Raw genomic sequence first — 16,157 nt, 5'->3', positions numbered from 1 at the left:
ACGGATCGACGCAGTGGTGCCTCGTGCTCTCCACCAAGCTAGGGTCTCAAACTTGCGCGAAGATGAAGGTGTTGTGCGCGACCCGCGCTTAACCGGCACGAAGACGCCGGATGTACTCACATCCGGCGTTTCACGCTTTACCGCTGGAAGAGCGTCAGGAGCTTTTCGGCGCTGCTGTTGGCGATCGAAAGAGCCTGGATGCCGAGCTGCTGCTGGGTCTGCAGCGCCTTCAGGCGTGTCGATTCCTCGTTCATGTCGGCATCAACAAGACGACCGATGCCCTTGTCGATCACGTCCATGAGGTTCGAGACGAAGTTGTCCTGCATCTCAATGCGGCTGGTGATCGCGCCGAGGGTAGCGGCGGCATCAGTCAGCTGCTGGATGACGTTATCAACGACAGAAATCATGTCGGCGAGCGTTTCGGTGTCGGTATTGGTGTCGATCGCGATTTCAGTGCCGGCAGGGGCTGCGCCCATGTCGAGGAGGTAGTAATCGCGGACGCCGGTCCCGGTGTTGCGCAGGACGTCGGCATCGATCGCCTTGGTGAGGAAGCCCTGCGACGGGTCCTGAATGTCGATCAGGACGGATTCGGCCGTATCGAAGTCCAGCGTCGTGACCTGCACGCTGCCATCTGCGCCACGGACGAAGGACGAGACAACCTGCTTTGTGCCAAGGGGCGCAGCATTGGTGTTGTAAAGCCAGTTCTCGCCGGAGAAGGAGGCGGACTGCGCGGCCGAGATCAGCTGATTTTTCAGCTGCGTCATTTCCTCGTTGATCTTGTTCTTGTCGACGCCCGGTTCGCTGGCCGCAACCAGCTTCGCCTTGATCGTGGACATCACGTCAACGACATTGTCGAGCGCCGTATAGGCGGTATCGACGGTTGCCGCACCGAGGCCGAGCGCGTCGGAAACGGTCGAGAGCGCCGCATTGTCGGAGCGCATCGTGGTGGCAATGGACCAATAGCCGGCATTGTCGGCTGCCGTTTCGACCCGGTAACCCGAGGAAACGCGTCGCTGGGTCGTCTCGAGGTTGTTGTCGATCGAACGAAGCGTCTGCAGCGCCGCCATGGCGGCCGCATTGGTCATAATACTGGTCATGCTTGGTGCCCCTAAGCGTTCAGGACTGCGCATCCGGCGGTTTGCCGGGAAAACGGGAGGGCATCATGCAGAACGCGCCTTTGCGCGATCCCCGTCACTGTTAACAAATCGTTAACAGCGGCAGTTAACAAAGAGACCGAGGTTATGGCAAGGTATCGACTTCTCTTTTGTAGTCGAAACGAAATTCGCAAAAGTTTCGCGCAAGGCTCAAACGAAAATCCGCGCCTCTTGCGAGGCGCGGATTCACACCGATGGCATCCGACACTGTCAGGGCGGGACGAAGTCGCCCCTAGCCAGAGCGCCGCTTACTGACGGAAGAGTGTCAGAATGCTTTCGGAAGAGGAGTTAGCGATCGAGAGCGACTGGATGGCCAGCTGCTGCTGGGTCTGCAGCGCCTTGAGGCGGGTCGATTCCTCGTTCATGTCTGCGTCGACGAGGCGGCCAACGCCACTGTCGATCGAGTCGGTGAGGGCTGCGACAAAGTCTTCCTGCATGCCGATGCGCATGGAGATCGAACCAAGAGCCGCTGCAGCACTGGTCATCTGCTGCAGGCCGTACTCGACGAGCGAGAGGGCTTCCTGCATACCGGCAGTCGTCAGGCCGGTGATATCAAGCTGGTCGATGGAGACACCGGCGATTTCCGCTGCTGCGGCGCCTGTGGCCCCATCATTGTCCCAGTCGACGAAGGCGTCGAAGGTGTCGGAGATGCTGCCGAGAATACCGGAGTTGTAGTCGATCAGGCCGTTTACATCACCGCCGAACAACACAGTCATGCCGTCGGCTGTTGTTGCATCGAGGGAATAGAGCGTCGTGGAAACCGACACATTGCCGCTCGAGTCGCGGATGAAGCCCGAGACGACGGTCACGTCGATGGGTGCAGTGGCGGTATCGGCGCCGGTTGCGACCCAGTTCTGACCGCTGAAGCTTGCCGATTCAGAGATGGAGCGCAGCTGTTCCTGCAGCTGGTCGATTTCTTCCTGGATCTTGTTCTTGTCGACGCCTTCTTCGGTGGCGGCGACGACTTTCGCCTTGATTTCCTTGACAACTTCGATTGCGCTTTCCATGGCGGCATAAGCGGTATCGATCTTGGCGGCGCCGAGGCCGAGTGCGTCCTGCACGGCAGAGAGCGCCATGTTGTCGGAGCGCATGGTGGTCGCAATCGACCAGTAGGCGGCGTTGTCGGAGGCTCCGCCGACACGCAGACCGGAGGATACACGCGCTTGCGTGTCCTGCATCTTCGAGTCGATGGAACGGAGGGTCTGGAGTGCAGCCATCGCTGCGTTGTTCGTCAAAATGCTGGTCACGGTCGTGTCCCTTAAATGGCTAGATTTGGGGACATCCCGGTCTCTCCGGGAACGATGACGCGGCCTAATGCCCTTAACCAGTTCTTCGTCTTGGTTAACTCATCGTTACATGATCCCTTCTAACGGGCGTATGGTTAACGGATGGTTAAGCGGATCTGAAAAATCTGTTAAGACGCAAAAAGCCGCCCCGGAGGGCGGCTTCGATGCTGGATCTCTTCAGTCTTAACGGAAGAGCGAGAGGATGACTTCCGAAGAAGAGTTGGCGATCGACAGCGACTGGACAGCCAGCTGCTGCTGGGTCTGCAGTGCCTTGAGGCGGGTGGACTCTTCATTCATGTCCGCGTCAACCAGACGGCCTACGCCCGAGTCGAGCGAGTCCGACAGCTTGTTGACGAAGTCTTCCTGCAGGTCGATGCGCATCGAGATCGAGCCGAGGTCGGCACCAGCGCTGGTCATGAAGGCCAGGGCCGCATCAACGAGCGTCAGGGCTTCAGCCATGGCCGCGCCGTCGAAACCATTGATGTCCAGCGTGTAGACAGACATGCCAGCTACGGCAGTCGCTGCAGCGTCAACACCGCCGACGGTCGAGTCGAAGTCGGTGGTCGTGTAGTCTGCACCCGTCGCGCCGAGGATACCGGTCGCGGTGTCGATTGCACCGGCCGCGTCACCGCCGAACAGGAGAGTCATGCTGCCGGCCGTCGTGGCGTCGAGCGTGTAAGACGTGGTCTTGACGGCGACGTTGTTGCTGGCGTCGCGGACGAAACCGGATACGACAGTCACGTCGACAGAACCGGTCGATGTGTCGGTACCGCCAGCGATCCAGTTTTCACCGCTGAAGGATGCGGAGTCGGCGATGGACTTCAGCTGACCCTGCAGCTGCGTGATTTCTTCCTGGACCTTCGCCTTGTCGACGCCTTCTTCGGTGGCGGTGACCAGCTTGGCCTTGATTTCCTTTACGACGTCGATGGCGGATTCCATACCGGCATAGGCGGTATCGATCTTGGAGGCGCCGAGGCCGAGGGCGTCAGACACGGCGGACAGCGCCATGTTGTCGGATTTCATCGTGGTGGCGATCGACCAATAGGCAGCGTTGTCGGAGGCTTCGCCGACGCGGAGACCGGACGATACGCGGGCCTGGGTGTCTTCCATGCTGCTGCCGATCGTGCGCAGAGTCTGGAGTGCCGACATGGCGGCGACATTGGTAAGAATGCTCGTCATAGTAGTAGTGCCCCTTGAATGGCTGACTGAGAAGGGACATTCCGGTCTAACCGGTAACGGCGCACAGCATCATGCCTGCTAACTGGCTGAATTTTATGAGTTAGCTCGCCGTTTCGATAGGCCTAGATAAAACTATCAAGGTTAATGAAGGCCTAAACGAAATCGGGAACCGGACATTTTTTGAAAATATTTGCAACCTTCGCGCGTGCGTGCGCGTAGCAGATTTTGTTTAACAAAACGGAAAGGCCGCATTCGTTTCCGAATGCGGCCTTTGCCTTGCCTCGTGTCCGGATCAGCCTCCGGATATTGAAGCTTTCCCTTCGCGCACCTCTGGTCAGCCACCAAGGCATATTGGCGTCGGGATAATCTAGCCGGTCCTTGCGGACCGACTTGTTCCAGCTCTTAGCGGAAGAGCGACAGGATGTTCTGCGAGTCGCTGTTGGCGATCGAGAGTGCCTGGATTGCCAGCTGCTGCTGGGTCTGCAGGGCCTTGAGGCGGGTCGACTCTTCGTTCATGTCAGCGTCCACCAGACGACCAACGCCCTTTTCGATGGCGTCAGACAGCTTCGCGGAGAAGTCTGTCTGGAGGTCGATACGCGAAGACAAGGAACCGAGCTTTGCGCCGGCGCTCGTCATGCTTTCGAGTGCCAGGTCGACAGAGTAGAGGGCGTCACCAAGGTCATCGGTCTCAACGTCGAGATCGAGAACAGAGATCTGGGTGTAAGTCGTGGCGCCGACGGTCACGGTGGCACCGACCTTGTTCAGAATGCCGGAGTCGGCATCGATCGTTCCCGCCGTCGCTTCGGTGTACAGCATCGAAGTGGCGTCAAGATCATAGTCAGTCTTCTTGACGCTGACGTTGCCATCGGCATCGCGAACGAAGCCAGACACGACGGTTTTCGTGGCGTTGGCCGTGGATACGAGCCAGTTTTCACCGTTGAACGACGAGCTGGAGCCGATGGACTTCAGCTGATCGATGAGCTGAGTGATTTCTTCCTGGATCTTGCCCTTGTCGACGCCTTCTTCGTTGGCGGCGACAACCTTTGCCTTGATTTCCTTGACCACGTCGATGGCCGATTCCATACCGGCATAGGCCGTGTCGACCTTGGCTGCGCCAACGCCGAGAGCGTCGGTAACGGCGCCAAGTGCCATGTTGTCCGAACGCATGCCGGTCGAGATCGACCAGTAGGCAGCGTTGTCAGAAGCCTTGGAAACCTTCATGCCAGTCGAGATGGAATTCTGCGTGGATTCCATGCTGGAAGCGATGGAGCGCAGGGTGGAAAGCGCAGACATTGCGCTGGAGTTGGTCAGAATGCTGGCCATGTTATTTTGTCCCTTAAAACGAGATACAATTGGGGACATACCGGACTAAAAACTTACCGGTCACGAACGTTCGGCGTCATGCCTTTTTGGTATTTTTCGTTGCTACCAGACCCGTCGTGCGAGAACCAAACTCGCAGTCATTCCTTGCCAACACCTTAACCGGAGCGGGAGACTCCGGGGTTGAACAAACCCATGGTAAAGAAGGGGATAATGGGTGCGGAAGAAACGTCCCGGCCGTTAAGCAAATGACCGGACGAGGCTGCCGACCAGCAGGTTCCAGCCGTCGATCAGGACGAAGAACAAGATCTTGAACGGCAGAGAGATCGATGTGGGCGGGAGCATCATCATACCCATAGCCATGGTGATCGTGGCGACCACCATATCGATCACCAGGAAGGGCAGGATGATCAGGAAACCGATCTCGAAGCCGCGGCGAATTTCCGACAGCATGAAGGCCGGGATCAGCACGCGGTAATCGACCTGGCCATCGACGATCGTCGCCTGACCGCGCTCATTGGCGATATCGACGAAGAGCGCGAGATCCTTGTCGCGCGTGTTTGCTGTCATGAATGTGCGGAAGGGCTCGGCGATCAGGGCGACGGCCTGGGCTTCCGTGATCTGGTTGCTGAGAAGCGGCTGGACGCCGTCACGCCAGGACCGGTCCATGGTGGGCGCCATGACATAGAAGGTCATGAAGAGCGCCATACTGGTCAGGATCATGTTGGAGGGGGTGGACGCGAGTCCCATGCCGGAACGCAGGATCGAGAACGCGATCAGGAAACGCGGAAAGCTCGTCACCATGATCAGGATGCCAGGTGCGACCGACAGCACCGTGAGCAGACCGAATGTGCGAATGATCCACGCCGCCACCGATCCATCGATCGGGGTGTTGAAGATATCCGTCGGGAACTGCTGGGCCACAGCCAGTTCCGGCGCCATCATCATGATAGCGACGAAGATGAGAAACCGAATCATTCGATCACGAGCGTTCTGAACATCACCTTGGATACGCGGCCTTCGGAGCGCAGGTCAACTCGCTCCTGAACGTCATCCTTGAGATATTGAAAGCCTCGTGGACCTTCGACCTGCTGCAGCGACACTGTGCGCAGGTAAGCCATGATGTCCTGATGCACGTCCTCGGCGATCTTGACGTCCGGCGCGCCGTTGAACATCAGCGCGACCTCAAGACGAATCCAGTTTTCCGAGGGGTAGGCAAGGTTGGTGGTGATCGGCTCGAGCGCGACCACGCCGTTGGCCTCCGTGGAGATCGGCGGAAGCCCCTCCTCGTCCTTTTTCGCCTCGCCTTGTTCGCCAGCCGCCGCTGCGGCGGCCTTTGCCGCTTCATCGGCCTGCTTCACCTGGGGGGCCAGCATGTTGCCGATGACCCAGCCGCCACCGCCACCGACCGCAGTCAGTACGACGAGAGGGATGACAAGTGCCATCAGCCCGGACTTCTTCTTGCCTTCGCCTTCCTGAGGATCTTCCATTTGCTTACCCCCGGGCCCGGTCAGAAGGGTGAGTAGATGTCGACGACCTGCTGGCCGATCGGCGGCTGCTGCACCTCGGTCAGACGGCCACGGCCACCATAGGAGATGCGCGCTTCGGCGATGCGATCATAGGAGATCTCGTTCTCGGCGTCGACATCCTGCGGACGGACGATACCGGCGACGTTGAGGATGCGCAGTTCGTGGTTGACGCGCACTTCCTGGGAACCGCTGATCAGCAGATTGCCATTTTCGAGCACACCGGTCACGACGGCGGCCACGAGCAGGTTCAGCTTTTCCGAACGCTCGGTCGAGCCCTTGCCTGACGAACTGGTGGTCGAATCGGTGGAGAGGTCACCGGTCGTTCCTGTGTCGGTCGAGAAACCGAGGAAGTTCGTGATGTTCGCGCCCCAGGTAAGTCCGGTGTTGTTGTCGCGGCTGCGATCGGTCTCGTTGCTGAAGGAGGCCCGGTCGTTGATCTCGATATTGACCGTGAGAATATCCCCGACGTTGAGGGCGCGGGCATCCTTGAACAGCGCGGACTGGCTGTCGCTCCAAAGCGAATAGCCGCTGGCTGTCTGGGCCTGCTGCTTCGGATACATGGCCATCTGCGGCGTCTGGCTGTAGCGCAGACCGGACCCGATCGGGCTCATGGAAGGCGCGTTGCCGATTTCCTTTACGGTCTGGCTCTGGCAACCAGAGAGCAGGAGAACGGCCAGCAGAGCCGGGTAACGCTTCATCATGACGGGTCCTTCGAAGTATTGGGGTCGCCGGCGCTCGACATGATCGAGGCGACTTTCGCCGCCTTCTCCGGGCTCATCTCGGTCAGGATCAGGCTCGACTGACGCGGCGGCAGCTTCATGATGATGGCGGCAGCCAGAATGACGTTCGTCTCCTCCAGCTGCGGGGCGGCCGCATCCGGTGCCATCTTCTTGTAGATCTCGACGAGCTGGCCTTCGGCCTGCTTCATGAATTCGTTCCGGCGCCCCAGCCAGTCCTCGTATTCGACGCGGCGCTGCTCGAGGATCGCGATCCGGCTATCGACATCCGCCTGCAGCTTTTCCAGCTCCTGCTTCTGCAACAGATAGCGCTGGTCACGAGCGGCATCGGCGATTCCGGTGCAGAACTGGCGGATTTCGGCTTCGGTGGCGCTTTCCAGCGGCTGTTGCTGGCCGACGGCCGTCTGCACGAAAGACGGCAGTGTGGCTATGGCGAGCACGACGGCGGCGTTGCGCAATGCTGTGCGGACTAAACGGGTGTGGCCGGACTTCATCATTGCAGGACAAGCTCCGCTTGAAGCGCACCGGCGGACTTGATGCCCTGCAGGATCGCAATGATGCCATCCGGCTTGACGCCGATGCTGTTGAGGCCGCTGACGAGTGTTCTGAGATCAGGGCCATCGACGATGGCGATCTTGTCGCCTTCCTTTTGCACCGCGATGTCGGTCTGCGGCTGTATCGCCGTCTCGCCGCGCGAGAATGGCTCCGGCTGGATGACCTGCGGGGTCTCCTGCACCTGAACAGTCAGCGTTCCATAGCTCACCGCAACGCGCGAGACGCGGACATCTGCACCGATGACGATGGTGCCGGTCCGTTCGTTGATGACGACGCGGGCCGGCGAATCCGTTGCGACCACCAGATTCTCGATATCCGCCATCAGGCGTGCGAGATCGGCAGTACGCGGCTTCTGGATCACGATTTCCTGGCTGTCGCGCGCTTCGGCGATTGGTGCCCCGTAATTTGCGGCAGCATAGGCGTTGATGGTGTCGGCGACGCGCAGGGAGGTGGTAAAATCGGCATTGCGCAGCTGCAGCACGAGATTGACGCTGTCCTTGAATTTGGACGGCAGTTCGCGCTCGATGATCGCACCCGTCGGAACGCGCCCCGAGGTGGTGATCCCCTCCTGAACGGAGGCGGCATCACCCTGGGCGTTGAATCCGGAGACCACGACCGAGCCCTGGGCGACGGCGTAGATCTGGCCGTCGGCACCGGTGAGAGAGGTCATGACAAGCGTGCCGCCACGCAAGGATGTGGCGTCGCCCAGCGAACTGACTGTCACGTCGATACGGCTGCCAGGGCTCGCGAAGGGTGGCAGATTGGCGGTCACCATGACTGCTGCGACGTTCTTGGCATTCGACTGGCCGCCCTGGGTCGAGATCCCCAAGTTCTGCAGCATGGCGCGCATGGACTGGTCGGTGAAGGGTGAAGAGCGCAGGCTGTCGCCACTTCCCTGCAAGCCGACCACGAGGCCATAGCCGATCAGCTGATTGTCGCGGCCGGACTGGAGAGAGGCGATGTCCTTGATGCGCGAATTGGCACTGAGCGCCGGCTCGAAGGGAGCCAGGACCAGCGCCAGCGCACAGAATGCGATCCGCATGGGTGCGTTCAGTCTCATTTTGCCATCACCTGTACGGTACCATCGGCCATGACCGTGCCAGAGACGATCGAACCGGAATCGATATTACGGACCTTGACGACCTGGCCGACGGAAGCGTCGGTCAGGGGCGTTCCACTCGCGCTGATGAGCATGGAGCCAATTGCAAAGGTCAGGCGAACACTGCTGCCGCGCTTCACCGCAAACGCTTCCCGCAGCCCATGCACCGGGATGGTGCGCCCGGGAAGCAAGGTGCGCTTTGCGACCATGCCGACCACTTCCTCCCGGACACGGGCATAGCCGCCCGCCAGGTTCGGATTGGTCACGGCAACAACGTCGAGCTGTTCGGAGGAAATGGTTTCGCCCGGATAGATCACCTGCTTGGGGATCACAGCCGTGTTTTGCGCCAACGCAAAGCCAGCGGTGAAGCCAAAGGCTGCGGCGGCGATTGCCGCCGCCCGCAGGGCATGTCCGATTTTCTGGCGAAACCTCATGTTTGCCTCCAGTTGTCTTACTTGAGGTTCTTGCTGACGATCTGAGCCATCTCGTCGGCAGTGGTGATGACCTTGGAATTCATCTCGTAGGCGCGCTGAGCGGAGATCATGTCCGTGATCTCCTTCACCGAATCGACGTTCGAGGCTTCCAGATAGGACTGCTTGATGTAGCCGAAGCCCGGATCTTCCGGCGCGCCGACAATGGCGGCACCCGAAGCGGCGGTCTCGGCAAAGAGGTTGTCACCGAGCGGCTTCAGGCCGGCTTCGTTGACGAAGTTAGCGATCGTCAGCTGCCCAAGGTCGGTGTAGTCCGCATCGTTGCCGATGCGGGCCTGTACCTGACCGGTACGGCTGATGACGACTTCGCTCGCATCCTGCGGGATGGTGATCTGCGGCGTGACGAGGTAGCCGTCGATGGTGACGAGCTGGCCTTCCGCATTCATGTTGAAGGCACCCGAGCGGCTGTAGAGGGTCGCGCCATCCGGGCTTTCGATCTGGAACCAGCCGCGACCGATCAGGGAGAGATCGAGTTCGTTGCCGGTCTGGGTCAGCTGGCCCTGGGTATGGATGTTGCGGACAGCGGCCGTCTGGACACCGAGGCCGATATTGGCACCTTCCGGCACGATGGCCTGATTGGCGCGGTTCGGCACGCCCTGGGCGCGCTCCGTCTGATAGAGAAGGTCGGAGAACTCAGCACGCGCCCGCTTGAAGCCGGTCGTGTTGATGTTGGCGATATTGTTCGCGATGACTTCGAGGTTGGTCTGCTGGGCGTCCATACCCGTGGCTGCGATGGCGAGCGCTCTCATAGTTTGGTACCCCTGCTAGATCTGCATTTTCGTGATGTCGAGATAGGCGTTGACGAGCTTGTCGCGGAAAGCGATTGCCGTCTGGAGTGACTGTTCAGCCTGCATGACGGCATCGACCACTTCGCGAGTGTTCGCCTTGCCCATCAGGCCGTCGAACGAGGTCTGCTCCGCCTGCTTCAGATCGCCTGCGGCCTGCGCCGCCATGTTGTTGAGCGCCGACAGAAAGGTCTCGCCGGTGGACGTGCCGGGAGTCGTGCCCTCTGCGGTCAGGCCCTTGGTCGAAAAGGAGCTCGAAAGCGAATCCAGGCCGTTCATGCCGGAAAGAGAGCTGGTCTTGGTGATGGATTCGATCATTGTGAGGCCTTCAGCAGCGCTATGGTCTGGGAAATCATGTCGCGTGTCTGCTTGATGGTCTGCAGATTCGCTTCATAGGAGCGGTTGGATTCGCGCATGTCAGCCATCTCGATGAGGATGTTGACGTTCGGCATCTTGACGATGCCGCGCTCGTCCGCAGCCGGGTTGCCCGGGTCGTATTCCTCGATGAAGTCAGCGAAGTCGACGCCGAGTTTCTTGACCTCGACAGTCTGGGCGCCGCTCGCGCGGTCAAGCTCTGCCCCGAAGGTGATCGTCTTGCGGCGATAGGGATCGGCACCAGGCGTGTCGCCGGTCGTGCGGGCGTTCGCAATGTTTTCCGAGACGATACGAAGGCGTGTCGACTGGGCCTCGAGCCCGCTTCCCGCAACCTTCAGACTTGCCAGCAATGGATCAGTCATCAGCGTTTCACCGTCATTAGCATCATGCGATGGAAGGAGGACATCAGCGAAGTGTTGAGTTCATGGTTGCGCTTGATTTCGCCCGTTTTTCTCAACTCGTCCGACAATGCGACGGTGTTGCCGGATTCCTGGATCCCGATCTCGTTGTTGAGATCCTCGTCCTCGACGGCGATGTTGCGGCTGGAGAAATCGTTGGATGCCATGTGGCCCGGCTGAGTCACGGCCATGCCCTGCACCATGCCGGTCTTGTCCAGAACCGCGCTGAAGGGCGTGATATCCTTGGCCGCGAATTTCGGCGTGTTGACATTGGCGATGTTGGTCGCCACGACCTGCTGGCGTACCGAAAGCCATTCCGCCTGTCGGGAGGCCAGCTCGAACAACTGGATGGGATTCATTCACATCACTCCGTCTATTACTGATCGGAGCCTAGGGCACTAATCTTGCGTGGGACTTGCCCGCCCCACACTTCTTCAATTGTTTTGCACGACCTCGCCGGCGGAGGTGACGATGACCCACTTGCCGTCGCGCTGTTCGAGGGTCGCGACACGACTGTTGTCCGGCAGGATGGAGCCGACGCGGACGAGATACATGCCGGCCTTGTCCTCGATCAGTGCGCGGCCGTTCGCGACATGCAGCAGGCGGAACCCGCTCTTGCCCGGAAAGGGCTGGGATGCTCCGGCATCGAGACCCACCGGCTCTTCTCGGCCCAGGGTCGGCACGGTGGCGGTGACGATCTGGTCAACCTGGGTCTCGACCTCGGATTTGGCTTCACCGTCTTCGTCGTCACGGTCGACGAGCGCAAGGGGCGAGACGCTGAACACATTGCGGCCCGGACCTTCGGGCAGGTCGCGGGTCCGCTCCCAGTCGGCAACCCGAACCCCGAACTTTTCTTCATTGAAGAAGACATACCAGGGGAAGAAGGCAGCGCCACAAGCGAGCGCGATGCCGGTCACGGCCAGCACCCGGTCGATGGTTGGGATGCGCCGACGGGCAAAAGCCGGCCGGATCGGCGCCACGGGCTCGTCAGCATCGAAATCGGTCATGGTCAGCCCCTTTGTCTCATACCCTGCCCGCCACTTGCGGCCGCCTTGAGGGCGTTGGCCAGATCGGCATAGGCATCGAGCGCCGGCTTTTCGCCGGGTGTCTGCTTCAGAATGTCGTAGATGACCGGCACCTGCTTGATCGCCATGTCGAGATCGGGATCGGAGCCGTTTCGGTAGCCGCCGATGAGGCGGAGGTCGCGGGTTTCTTCGAAACGGTGGATCAGCGCCTTGAGGCGCGATACCAGTTTCTCCTGTTCCGACGTCCAGGCCTTGCGGGCGAGACGGGAAATCGAGGTCAAGGGATTGATCGGCGGGTAGCGGCCTTCGTCGGCCAGCGCGCGATCAAGGACGATGTGCCCGTCGAGAATGCCGCGTGTCGAGTCAGCGATCGGATCGTTGTGATTGTCGCCATCGACCAGGATGGAAATGATGGCCGTAATCGTGCCTGCACCTTCGGCGCCCGGTCCGGCGCGCTCAAGCAGGCGCGGCAGCTCGGTGAAGACGGAGGCCGGATAACCACGGGCAATCGGCGGCTCGCCGGCTGCCGTCGCGACTTCGCGGATCGCATGGGCAAAACGCGTGACGCTGTCGACGATAAAGAGCACGTTCTGGCCCTTGTCGCGGAAATGCTCGGCGATGGTGATTGCAGTGAGCGGCGCCATCTTGCGCAGCATCGGGCTCTCATCGCTCGTGGCGACCACGGCGATCGATTTGGCCATGTTGTCGCCGAGCGTATCCTCGATGAATTCGCGCACTTCACGGCCGCGTTCGCCAACGAGAGCGATGACGACCTTGTCGAAGGCATCGGCACGGGCGAGCATAGAGAGAAGCGTGGACTTGCCGACGCCGGAACCCGCAAAAATGCCGAGGCGCTGGCCGAGGCAAAGGGGCGAGAAGATGTCGATGGCGCGAACGCCTGTCTTGAAGCCGGTCTCGACGCGGCTGCGCGTCATAGATGGTGGCGCGGTCGTGGAAATCGGCCGCCGCTCAGGTCCCGGCGCCAAAGCCGGTCCATTGTCGATCGGATCGCCCAGAGCATTGATCGTTCGTCCGCACCAGCTGTCATCTGGTGCCACGCGGAATGCGCCCTTGCGGATCACGACATCGTGGATACCGATCGGCTCGCCGGGTTCGATGGGGCAGACATAGCAAACATCCGGTTCGACGCGGACGACCTCACCCAGATGAATGCCGGTCGAAGACCGGTGGGCGACGAACTCACCGAGGCGCACATGCCGGGAAAGGCCTGTGACCGTATAGTGCCCGGCTGCGATTGTGCGCACATGCCCGCCCTGGGTGACGGAATTGGCCGGTCGGGAATAACGCTGCGCCAGGGCCGCCAGTTGTCCGAGCTTCTGGGACAGTTGAAATTCGTCGGTTGTCGGCGCAGTCATGATGTTCCGATCTCAGGGTCAGTTGCTGCCGCCGAGGACCTTGATCGCCTCGCTCATTGTGCTTTCGCTCGAGCTGATCAGTGCGCTGATAGCCTCGAAGGCGCGATTGATCTGAATGAGCTGGGTCATCTCGCCGATGCCGTTCACATTCGAGTTCTCGACATAGCCCTGAAGAATCGAGATTTCCGGGTTGTCGACGACCGGCTGGGGGTTGTCGGTCGTCGTCACGCCGCTGTTTTCGAAGCGGAGAAAGCCGTTGCGCACGTCTGCCGTGAACACGCCGAGGGTGGCGACCACACGACCGTCCTGCATGATCTGTCCGCTTGCGCCAACTTCCGGGGGGCCGCCGGCTCGATTGAGCTGGATCGGTGCGCCGCCGGCGTCGAGTACCGGATAACCTCGGGTCGAAACGAGTGCACCAGTGTCGGTCATCGTGAAACGGCCGTCACGCGTCAGGACCTGGCCGACCGGGGTGTCGATCGAAAACCAGGCATCACCCTTGATCGCGAAGTCGAGGACGTTGCCTGTTTCCATCAGTTCACCGGTCTTGGTGGACAGATAGTCATTGCCCTGGCTGACGAAGGCCACCTTGGCATTGATGTCGTTGCCGGTCCGGCTCAACATCTCGTCGAATTTCACATCAGTCGAGCGAAAACCAACCGTGTTCACATTGGCCATGTTGTCGGCGACCGTTGTTAGACGGCGCTCGAGAGCCATCTGCGACGACAGGGACACGTAAATTCCGGATTGCACCGTTTTGCCTCCGTGGGGTGAAGAATATCAGCAAGTCATGATTTAACGCAGGTAGCCTACGCTCTATCCACTCTTCTTGCGGCAAAAGGCTTGCGCGAAACTGTCGGGAGATCGCTTGCGCGTCCGGGGGAAGATGCGGGGTCGAATCTGGCTCCGAGGTTCAGCCTCACGCAAGGCAGGCGCTCTATCGCTTACGGTGAAGAGTAACGTTCGGGTGCGGGCAAAATGAACTTAATCATCGGTTTCATCATAACACTGGGCTGCGTTCTCGGCGGCTTCATGGCCATGGGCGGCCATCTGGATGTTCTCATCCAGCCGTTCGAGCTCGTCATCATCGGCGGCGCCGGGATCGGCGGCTTCATCATGGCCAATCCGATGAAGGTGATCAAAGACACCGGAAAGGCGATGGGCGAAGCCTTCAAGCAGACGGTTCCCAAGGAGCGCGACTATCTCGACGTGCTCGGTGTCCTCTACTCTCTCATGCGGGACCTTCGCACCAAGTCGCGCAATGAAATCGAAGCGCATATCGACAATCCGGATGAATCCTCGATCTTCACGGCGGCTCCGAACCTCCTGAAGAACAAGGAGCTCACCGCGTTCATCTGTGACTATGTCCGTCTGATCATCATCGGCAATGCCCGCAGCCATGAGATCGAGGCGCTGATGGACGAGGAAATCGAGACCATCCATTATGACAAGATGAAGCCCTACCATGCCATGACCGCCATGGGCGACAGCTTCCCGGCGATCGGTATCGTCGCGGCGGTTCTCGGCGTCATCAAGGCCATGAGCAAGATCAACGAATCGCCTGAAGTTCTCGGCGGCCTGATCGGCGCCGCACTCGTCGGCACCATGCTTGGCATCTTCCTGTCCTACTGCCTGTGCAACCCGATCATCTCGCAGATCAAGATGGTTCGCACCAAGCAGCACCGGCTCTACATCATCGTGAAGCAGACGCTTCTCGCCTATATGAACGGTTCGGTCCCGCAGGTTGCACTCGAATACGGCCGCAAGACCATTTCCTCCTACGAGCGTCCCTCGATCGACGCCGTCGAGCAGGAAATGATGAACCCGGGCGGCGGCGGTGAAAGCAAGGCAGCCTGATCATGACGGAAGCACTCACGGAAACACCACCACGCATGGATCGGGCTCTTCTGGCCAAGCTGACTGGCGGGCTCGGTGATTCCCATACCGTACAGAAGCTGTGCGCCGATTTCGGACAGCTCTACATAGAATTCCTGCCCGACGTCTTCCACAGCGAGACGGGGCTCACCATGCAGGTTCACTACAACGGCCACGAAAGCGGCCTGATGATGGATCTCATCGCCGACCTCGGCGACAACGTCTCGCTGACCAATGGACAGCTGCGCAACTGGTCTCCGAACTTCGTGCTCGCCTGCGGCAACAGCTTTGTCATCACGCTCATGGAGAACCTGCTCGGCGCCCTGCCCGAGACGATCCAGGAGCCGATCGAACGGCCTCTTTCGCAGATCGAACTCGATCTGGCCGTGATGGTCTATGACAAGATTGCCAATGTCCTGCGTTCGGGTGTCAACGCCTCGGGCGGCTTTGAGCCGCTCCTGGAAAAGGCACACAATGCAGAAGACCATCCCAAGCCGGACGAGGATCACATCGACGAGTATGGTGTGACCATCAAGCTCGGCATCACGCTTGGAACTGTCGAATCCGAGTTCTACCTGGTCGTTCCGCAGAAGGCGCTGCTGAAGACCGTTGTGACCATGCCGAAATCGAAGAGCCAAACCAGCAAGTCGAAGAAGGAATGGCAGGAACAGATCGCCGAGCAGGTGCGCCGCTCCCATGTCACACTGGAAGCGCGGATCCAACTGGACACGCTGACGCTTGCCACCGTCTCGCGGCTGATTGCCGGCGACGTCATTCCCTTCCGTGAAAAGGGCGACGTCATGGTCGACGTCAGTGCCAACGGCAAGGATCTCTACCGCTGCGAATTCGGCCGGGCGGGCGACCGCTACACCGTGCGGGTAAAGGACAATGTGAGCACCGAAGATGAAATTCTAAAGCATTTGATGAGCTAGACATTTCCCGGGCTCGACCCACGGCAGCTTGAGGCAAGTTT

The 16,157-nt window shown here is 60.0% G+C and carries 19 protein-coding genes; 2 read left to right on the top strand and 17 right to left on the bottom strand.

Annotated elements, in window-relative coordinates:
• Positions 1 to 137: 137 nt before the first annotated feature.
• The 17 genes from QTL56_RS18690 to flgF form a co-directional block, all read right to left on the bottom strand.
• Positions 138 to 1,097, bottom strand: coding sequence for a flagellin N-terminal helical domain-containing protein (locus QTL56_RS18690; protein WP_229573077.1), 960 nt, complete (start codon positions 1,095 to 1,097; stop codon positions 138 to 140).
• Positions 1,098 to 1,402: 305 nt separating this feature from the next.
• A complete protein-coding gene (locus tag QTL56_RS18685) occupies positions 1,403 to 2,401 on the bottom strand; it encodes a flagellin N-terminal helical domain-containing protein (protein ID WP_229573078.1) in 999 nt (332 codons plus the stop codon).
• A gap of 222 nt (positions 2,402 to 2,623) precedes the next feature.
• Positions 2,624 to 3,619 carry a flagellin N-terminal helical domain-containing protein gene (locus QTL56_RS18680; protein ID WP_229573079.1) on the bottom strand — a complete coding sequence of 332 codons (996 nt, stop codon included), beginning with the start codon at positions 3,617 to 3,619 and terminating at the stop codon, positions 2,624 to 2,626.
• 402 nt (positions 3,620 to 4,021) lie between these two features.
• Complete coding sequence (locus tag QTL56_RS18675; RefSeq protein ID WP_229573080.1) at positions 4,022 to 4,942, bottom strand: flagellin N-terminal helical domain-containing protein; 921 nt, start codon at positions 4,940 to 4,942, stop codon at positions 4,022 to 4,024.
• Positions 4,943 to 5,179: 237 nt separating this feature from the next.
• Positions 5,180 to 5,917, bottom strand: coding sequence for a flagellar type III secretion system pore protein FliP (gene fliP / locus QTL56_RS18670; protein WP_229573081.1), 738 nt, complete (start codon positions 5,915 to 5,917; stop codon positions 5,180 to 5,182).
• Complete coding sequence (locus QTL56_RS18665) at positions 5,914 to 6,429, bottom strand: flagellar basal body-associated FliL family protein (RefSeq protein ID WP_245134745.1); 516 nt, start codon at positions 6,427 to 6,429, stop codon at positions 5,914 to 5,916. Before QTL56_RS18665 ends, fliP begins: the two co-directional genes overlap by 4 nt.
• A 20-nt stretch (positions 6,430 to 6,449) precedes the next feature.
• Positions 6,450 to 7,169 carry a flagellar basal body L-ring protein FlgH gene (gene flgH / locus QTL56_RS18660; RefSeq protein ID WP_245134743.1) on the bottom strand — a complete coding sequence of 240 codons (720 nt, stop codon included), beginning with the start codon at positions 7,167 to 7,169 and terminating at the stop codon, positions 6,450 to 6,452.
• Positions 7,166 to 7,699 carry a MotE family protein gene (locus QTL56_RS18655; RefSeq protein ID WP_370660372.1) on the bottom strand — a complete coding sequence of 178 codons (534 nt, stop codon included), beginning with the start codon at positions 7,697 to 7,699 and terminating at the stop codon, positions 7,166 to 7,168. The genes flgH and QTL56_RS18655 overlap by 4 nt, the downstream gene beginning before the upstream one ends.
• On the bottom strand, positions 7,699 to 8,820 hold the full coding sequence (locus QTL56_RS18650; RefSeq protein ID WP_370660307.1) for a flagellar basal body P-ring protein FlgI: 1,122 nt from the start codon (positions 8,818 to 8,820) through the stop codon (positions 7,699 to 7,701). Before QTL56_RS18650 ends, QTL56_RS18655 begins: the two co-directional genes overlap by 1 nt.
• On the bottom strand, positions 8,817 to 9,293 hold the full coding sequence (gene flgA / locus QTL56_RS18645; RefSeq protein WP_245134742.1) for a flagellar basal body P-ring formation chaperone FlgA: 477 nt from the start codon (positions 9,291 to 9,293) through the stop codon (positions 8,817 to 8,819). The genes QTL56_RS18650 and flgA overlap by 4 nt, the downstream gene beginning before the upstream one ends.
• A gap of 17 nt (positions 9,294 to 9,310) precedes the next feature.
• Positions 9,311 to 10,099, bottom strand: coding sequence for a flagellar basal-body rod protein FlgG (gene flgG / locus QTL56_RS18640; protein WP_112240329.1), 789 nt, complete (start codon positions 10,097 to 10,099; stop codon positions 9,311 to 9,313).
• A 15-nt stretch (positions 10,100 to 10,114) separates the two neighbouring features.
• Positions 10,115 to 10,453: a flagellar hook-basal body complex protein FliE gene (fliE, locus tag QTL56_RS18635; RefSeq protein WP_229573086.1), complete on the bottom strand. Its 339-nt coding sequence runs from the start codon at positions 10,451 to 10,453 to the stop codon at positions 10,115 to 10,117.
• The gene (gene flgC, locus QTL56_RS18630) at positions 10,450 to 10,872 is read right to left on the bottom strand and encodes a flagellar basal body rod protein FlgC (protein WP_229573087.1); all 423 of its coding nucleotides are present in this window, start codon (positions 10,870 to 10,872) and stop codon (positions 10,450 to 10,452) included. Before flgC ends, fliE begins: the two co-directional genes overlap by 4 nt.
• A complete protein-coding gene (gene flgB / locus QTL56_RS18625) occupies positions 10,872 to 11,267 on the bottom strand; it encodes a flagellar basal body rod protein FlgB (protein ID WP_229573088.1) in 396 nt (131 codons plus the stop codon). The genes flgC and flgB overlap by 1 nt, the downstream gene beginning before the upstream one ends.
• Before the next feature lie 75 nt (positions 11,268 to 11,342).
• Positions 11,343 to 11,915 (bottom strand): flagellar protein, encoded by a 573-nt coding sequence (locus QTL56_RS18620; RefSeq protein ID WP_245134740.1) that lies wholly within the window; start codon positions 11,913 to 11,915, stop codon positions 11,343 to 11,345.
• A 2-nt stretch (positions 11,916 to 11,917) separates the two neighbouring features.
• Positions 11,918 to 13,309 carry a flagellar protein export ATPase FliI gene (gene fliI, locus QTL56_RS18615; RefSeq protein WP_229573090.1) on the bottom strand — a complete coding sequence of 464 codons (1,392 nt, stop codon included), beginning with the start codon at positions 13,307 to 13,309 and terminating at the stop codon, positions 11,918 to 11,920.
• Positions 13,310 to 13,327: 18 nt separating this feature from the next.
• The gene (flgF, locus tag QTL56_RS18610; RefSeq protein ID WP_229573091.1) at positions 13,328 to 14,062 is read right to left on the bottom strand and encodes a flagellar basal-body rod protein FlgF; all 735 of its coding nucleotides are present in this window, start codon (positions 14,060 to 14,062) and stop codon (positions 13,328 to 13,330) included.
• Positions 14,063 to 14,287: 225 nt separating this feature from the next.
• Between flgF and motA the strand changes: the two genes are divergently transcribed.
• Together motA and QTL56_RS18600 are read left to right on the top strand one after the other, a co-directional pair.
• Positions 14,288 to 15,166: a flagellar motor stator protein MotA gene (gene motA / locus QTL56_RS18605; RefSeq protein ID WP_229573092.1), complete on the top strand. Its 879-nt coding sequence runs from the start codon at positions 14,288 to 14,290 to the stop codon at positions 15,164 to 15,166.
• Complete coding sequence (locus QTL56_RS18600) at positions 15,163 to 16,116, top strand: FliM/FliN family flagellar motor switch protein (protein WP_229573876.1); 954 nt, start codon at positions 15,163 to 15,165, stop codon at positions 16,114 to 16,116. Before motA ends, QTL56_RS18600 begins: the two co-directional genes overlap by 4 nt.
• The last annotated feature ends 41 nt before the right edge of the window (positions 16,117 to 16,157 follow it).

It is taken from the genome of Peteryoungia algae (assembly GCF_030369675.1).
Classification (GTDB): domain Bacteria; phylum Pseudomonadota; class Alphaproteobacteria; order Rhizobiales; family Rhizobiaceae; genus Allorhizobium; species Allorhizobium algae.
This window is presented reverse-complemented; position numbering and strand designations above follow the sequence as displayed.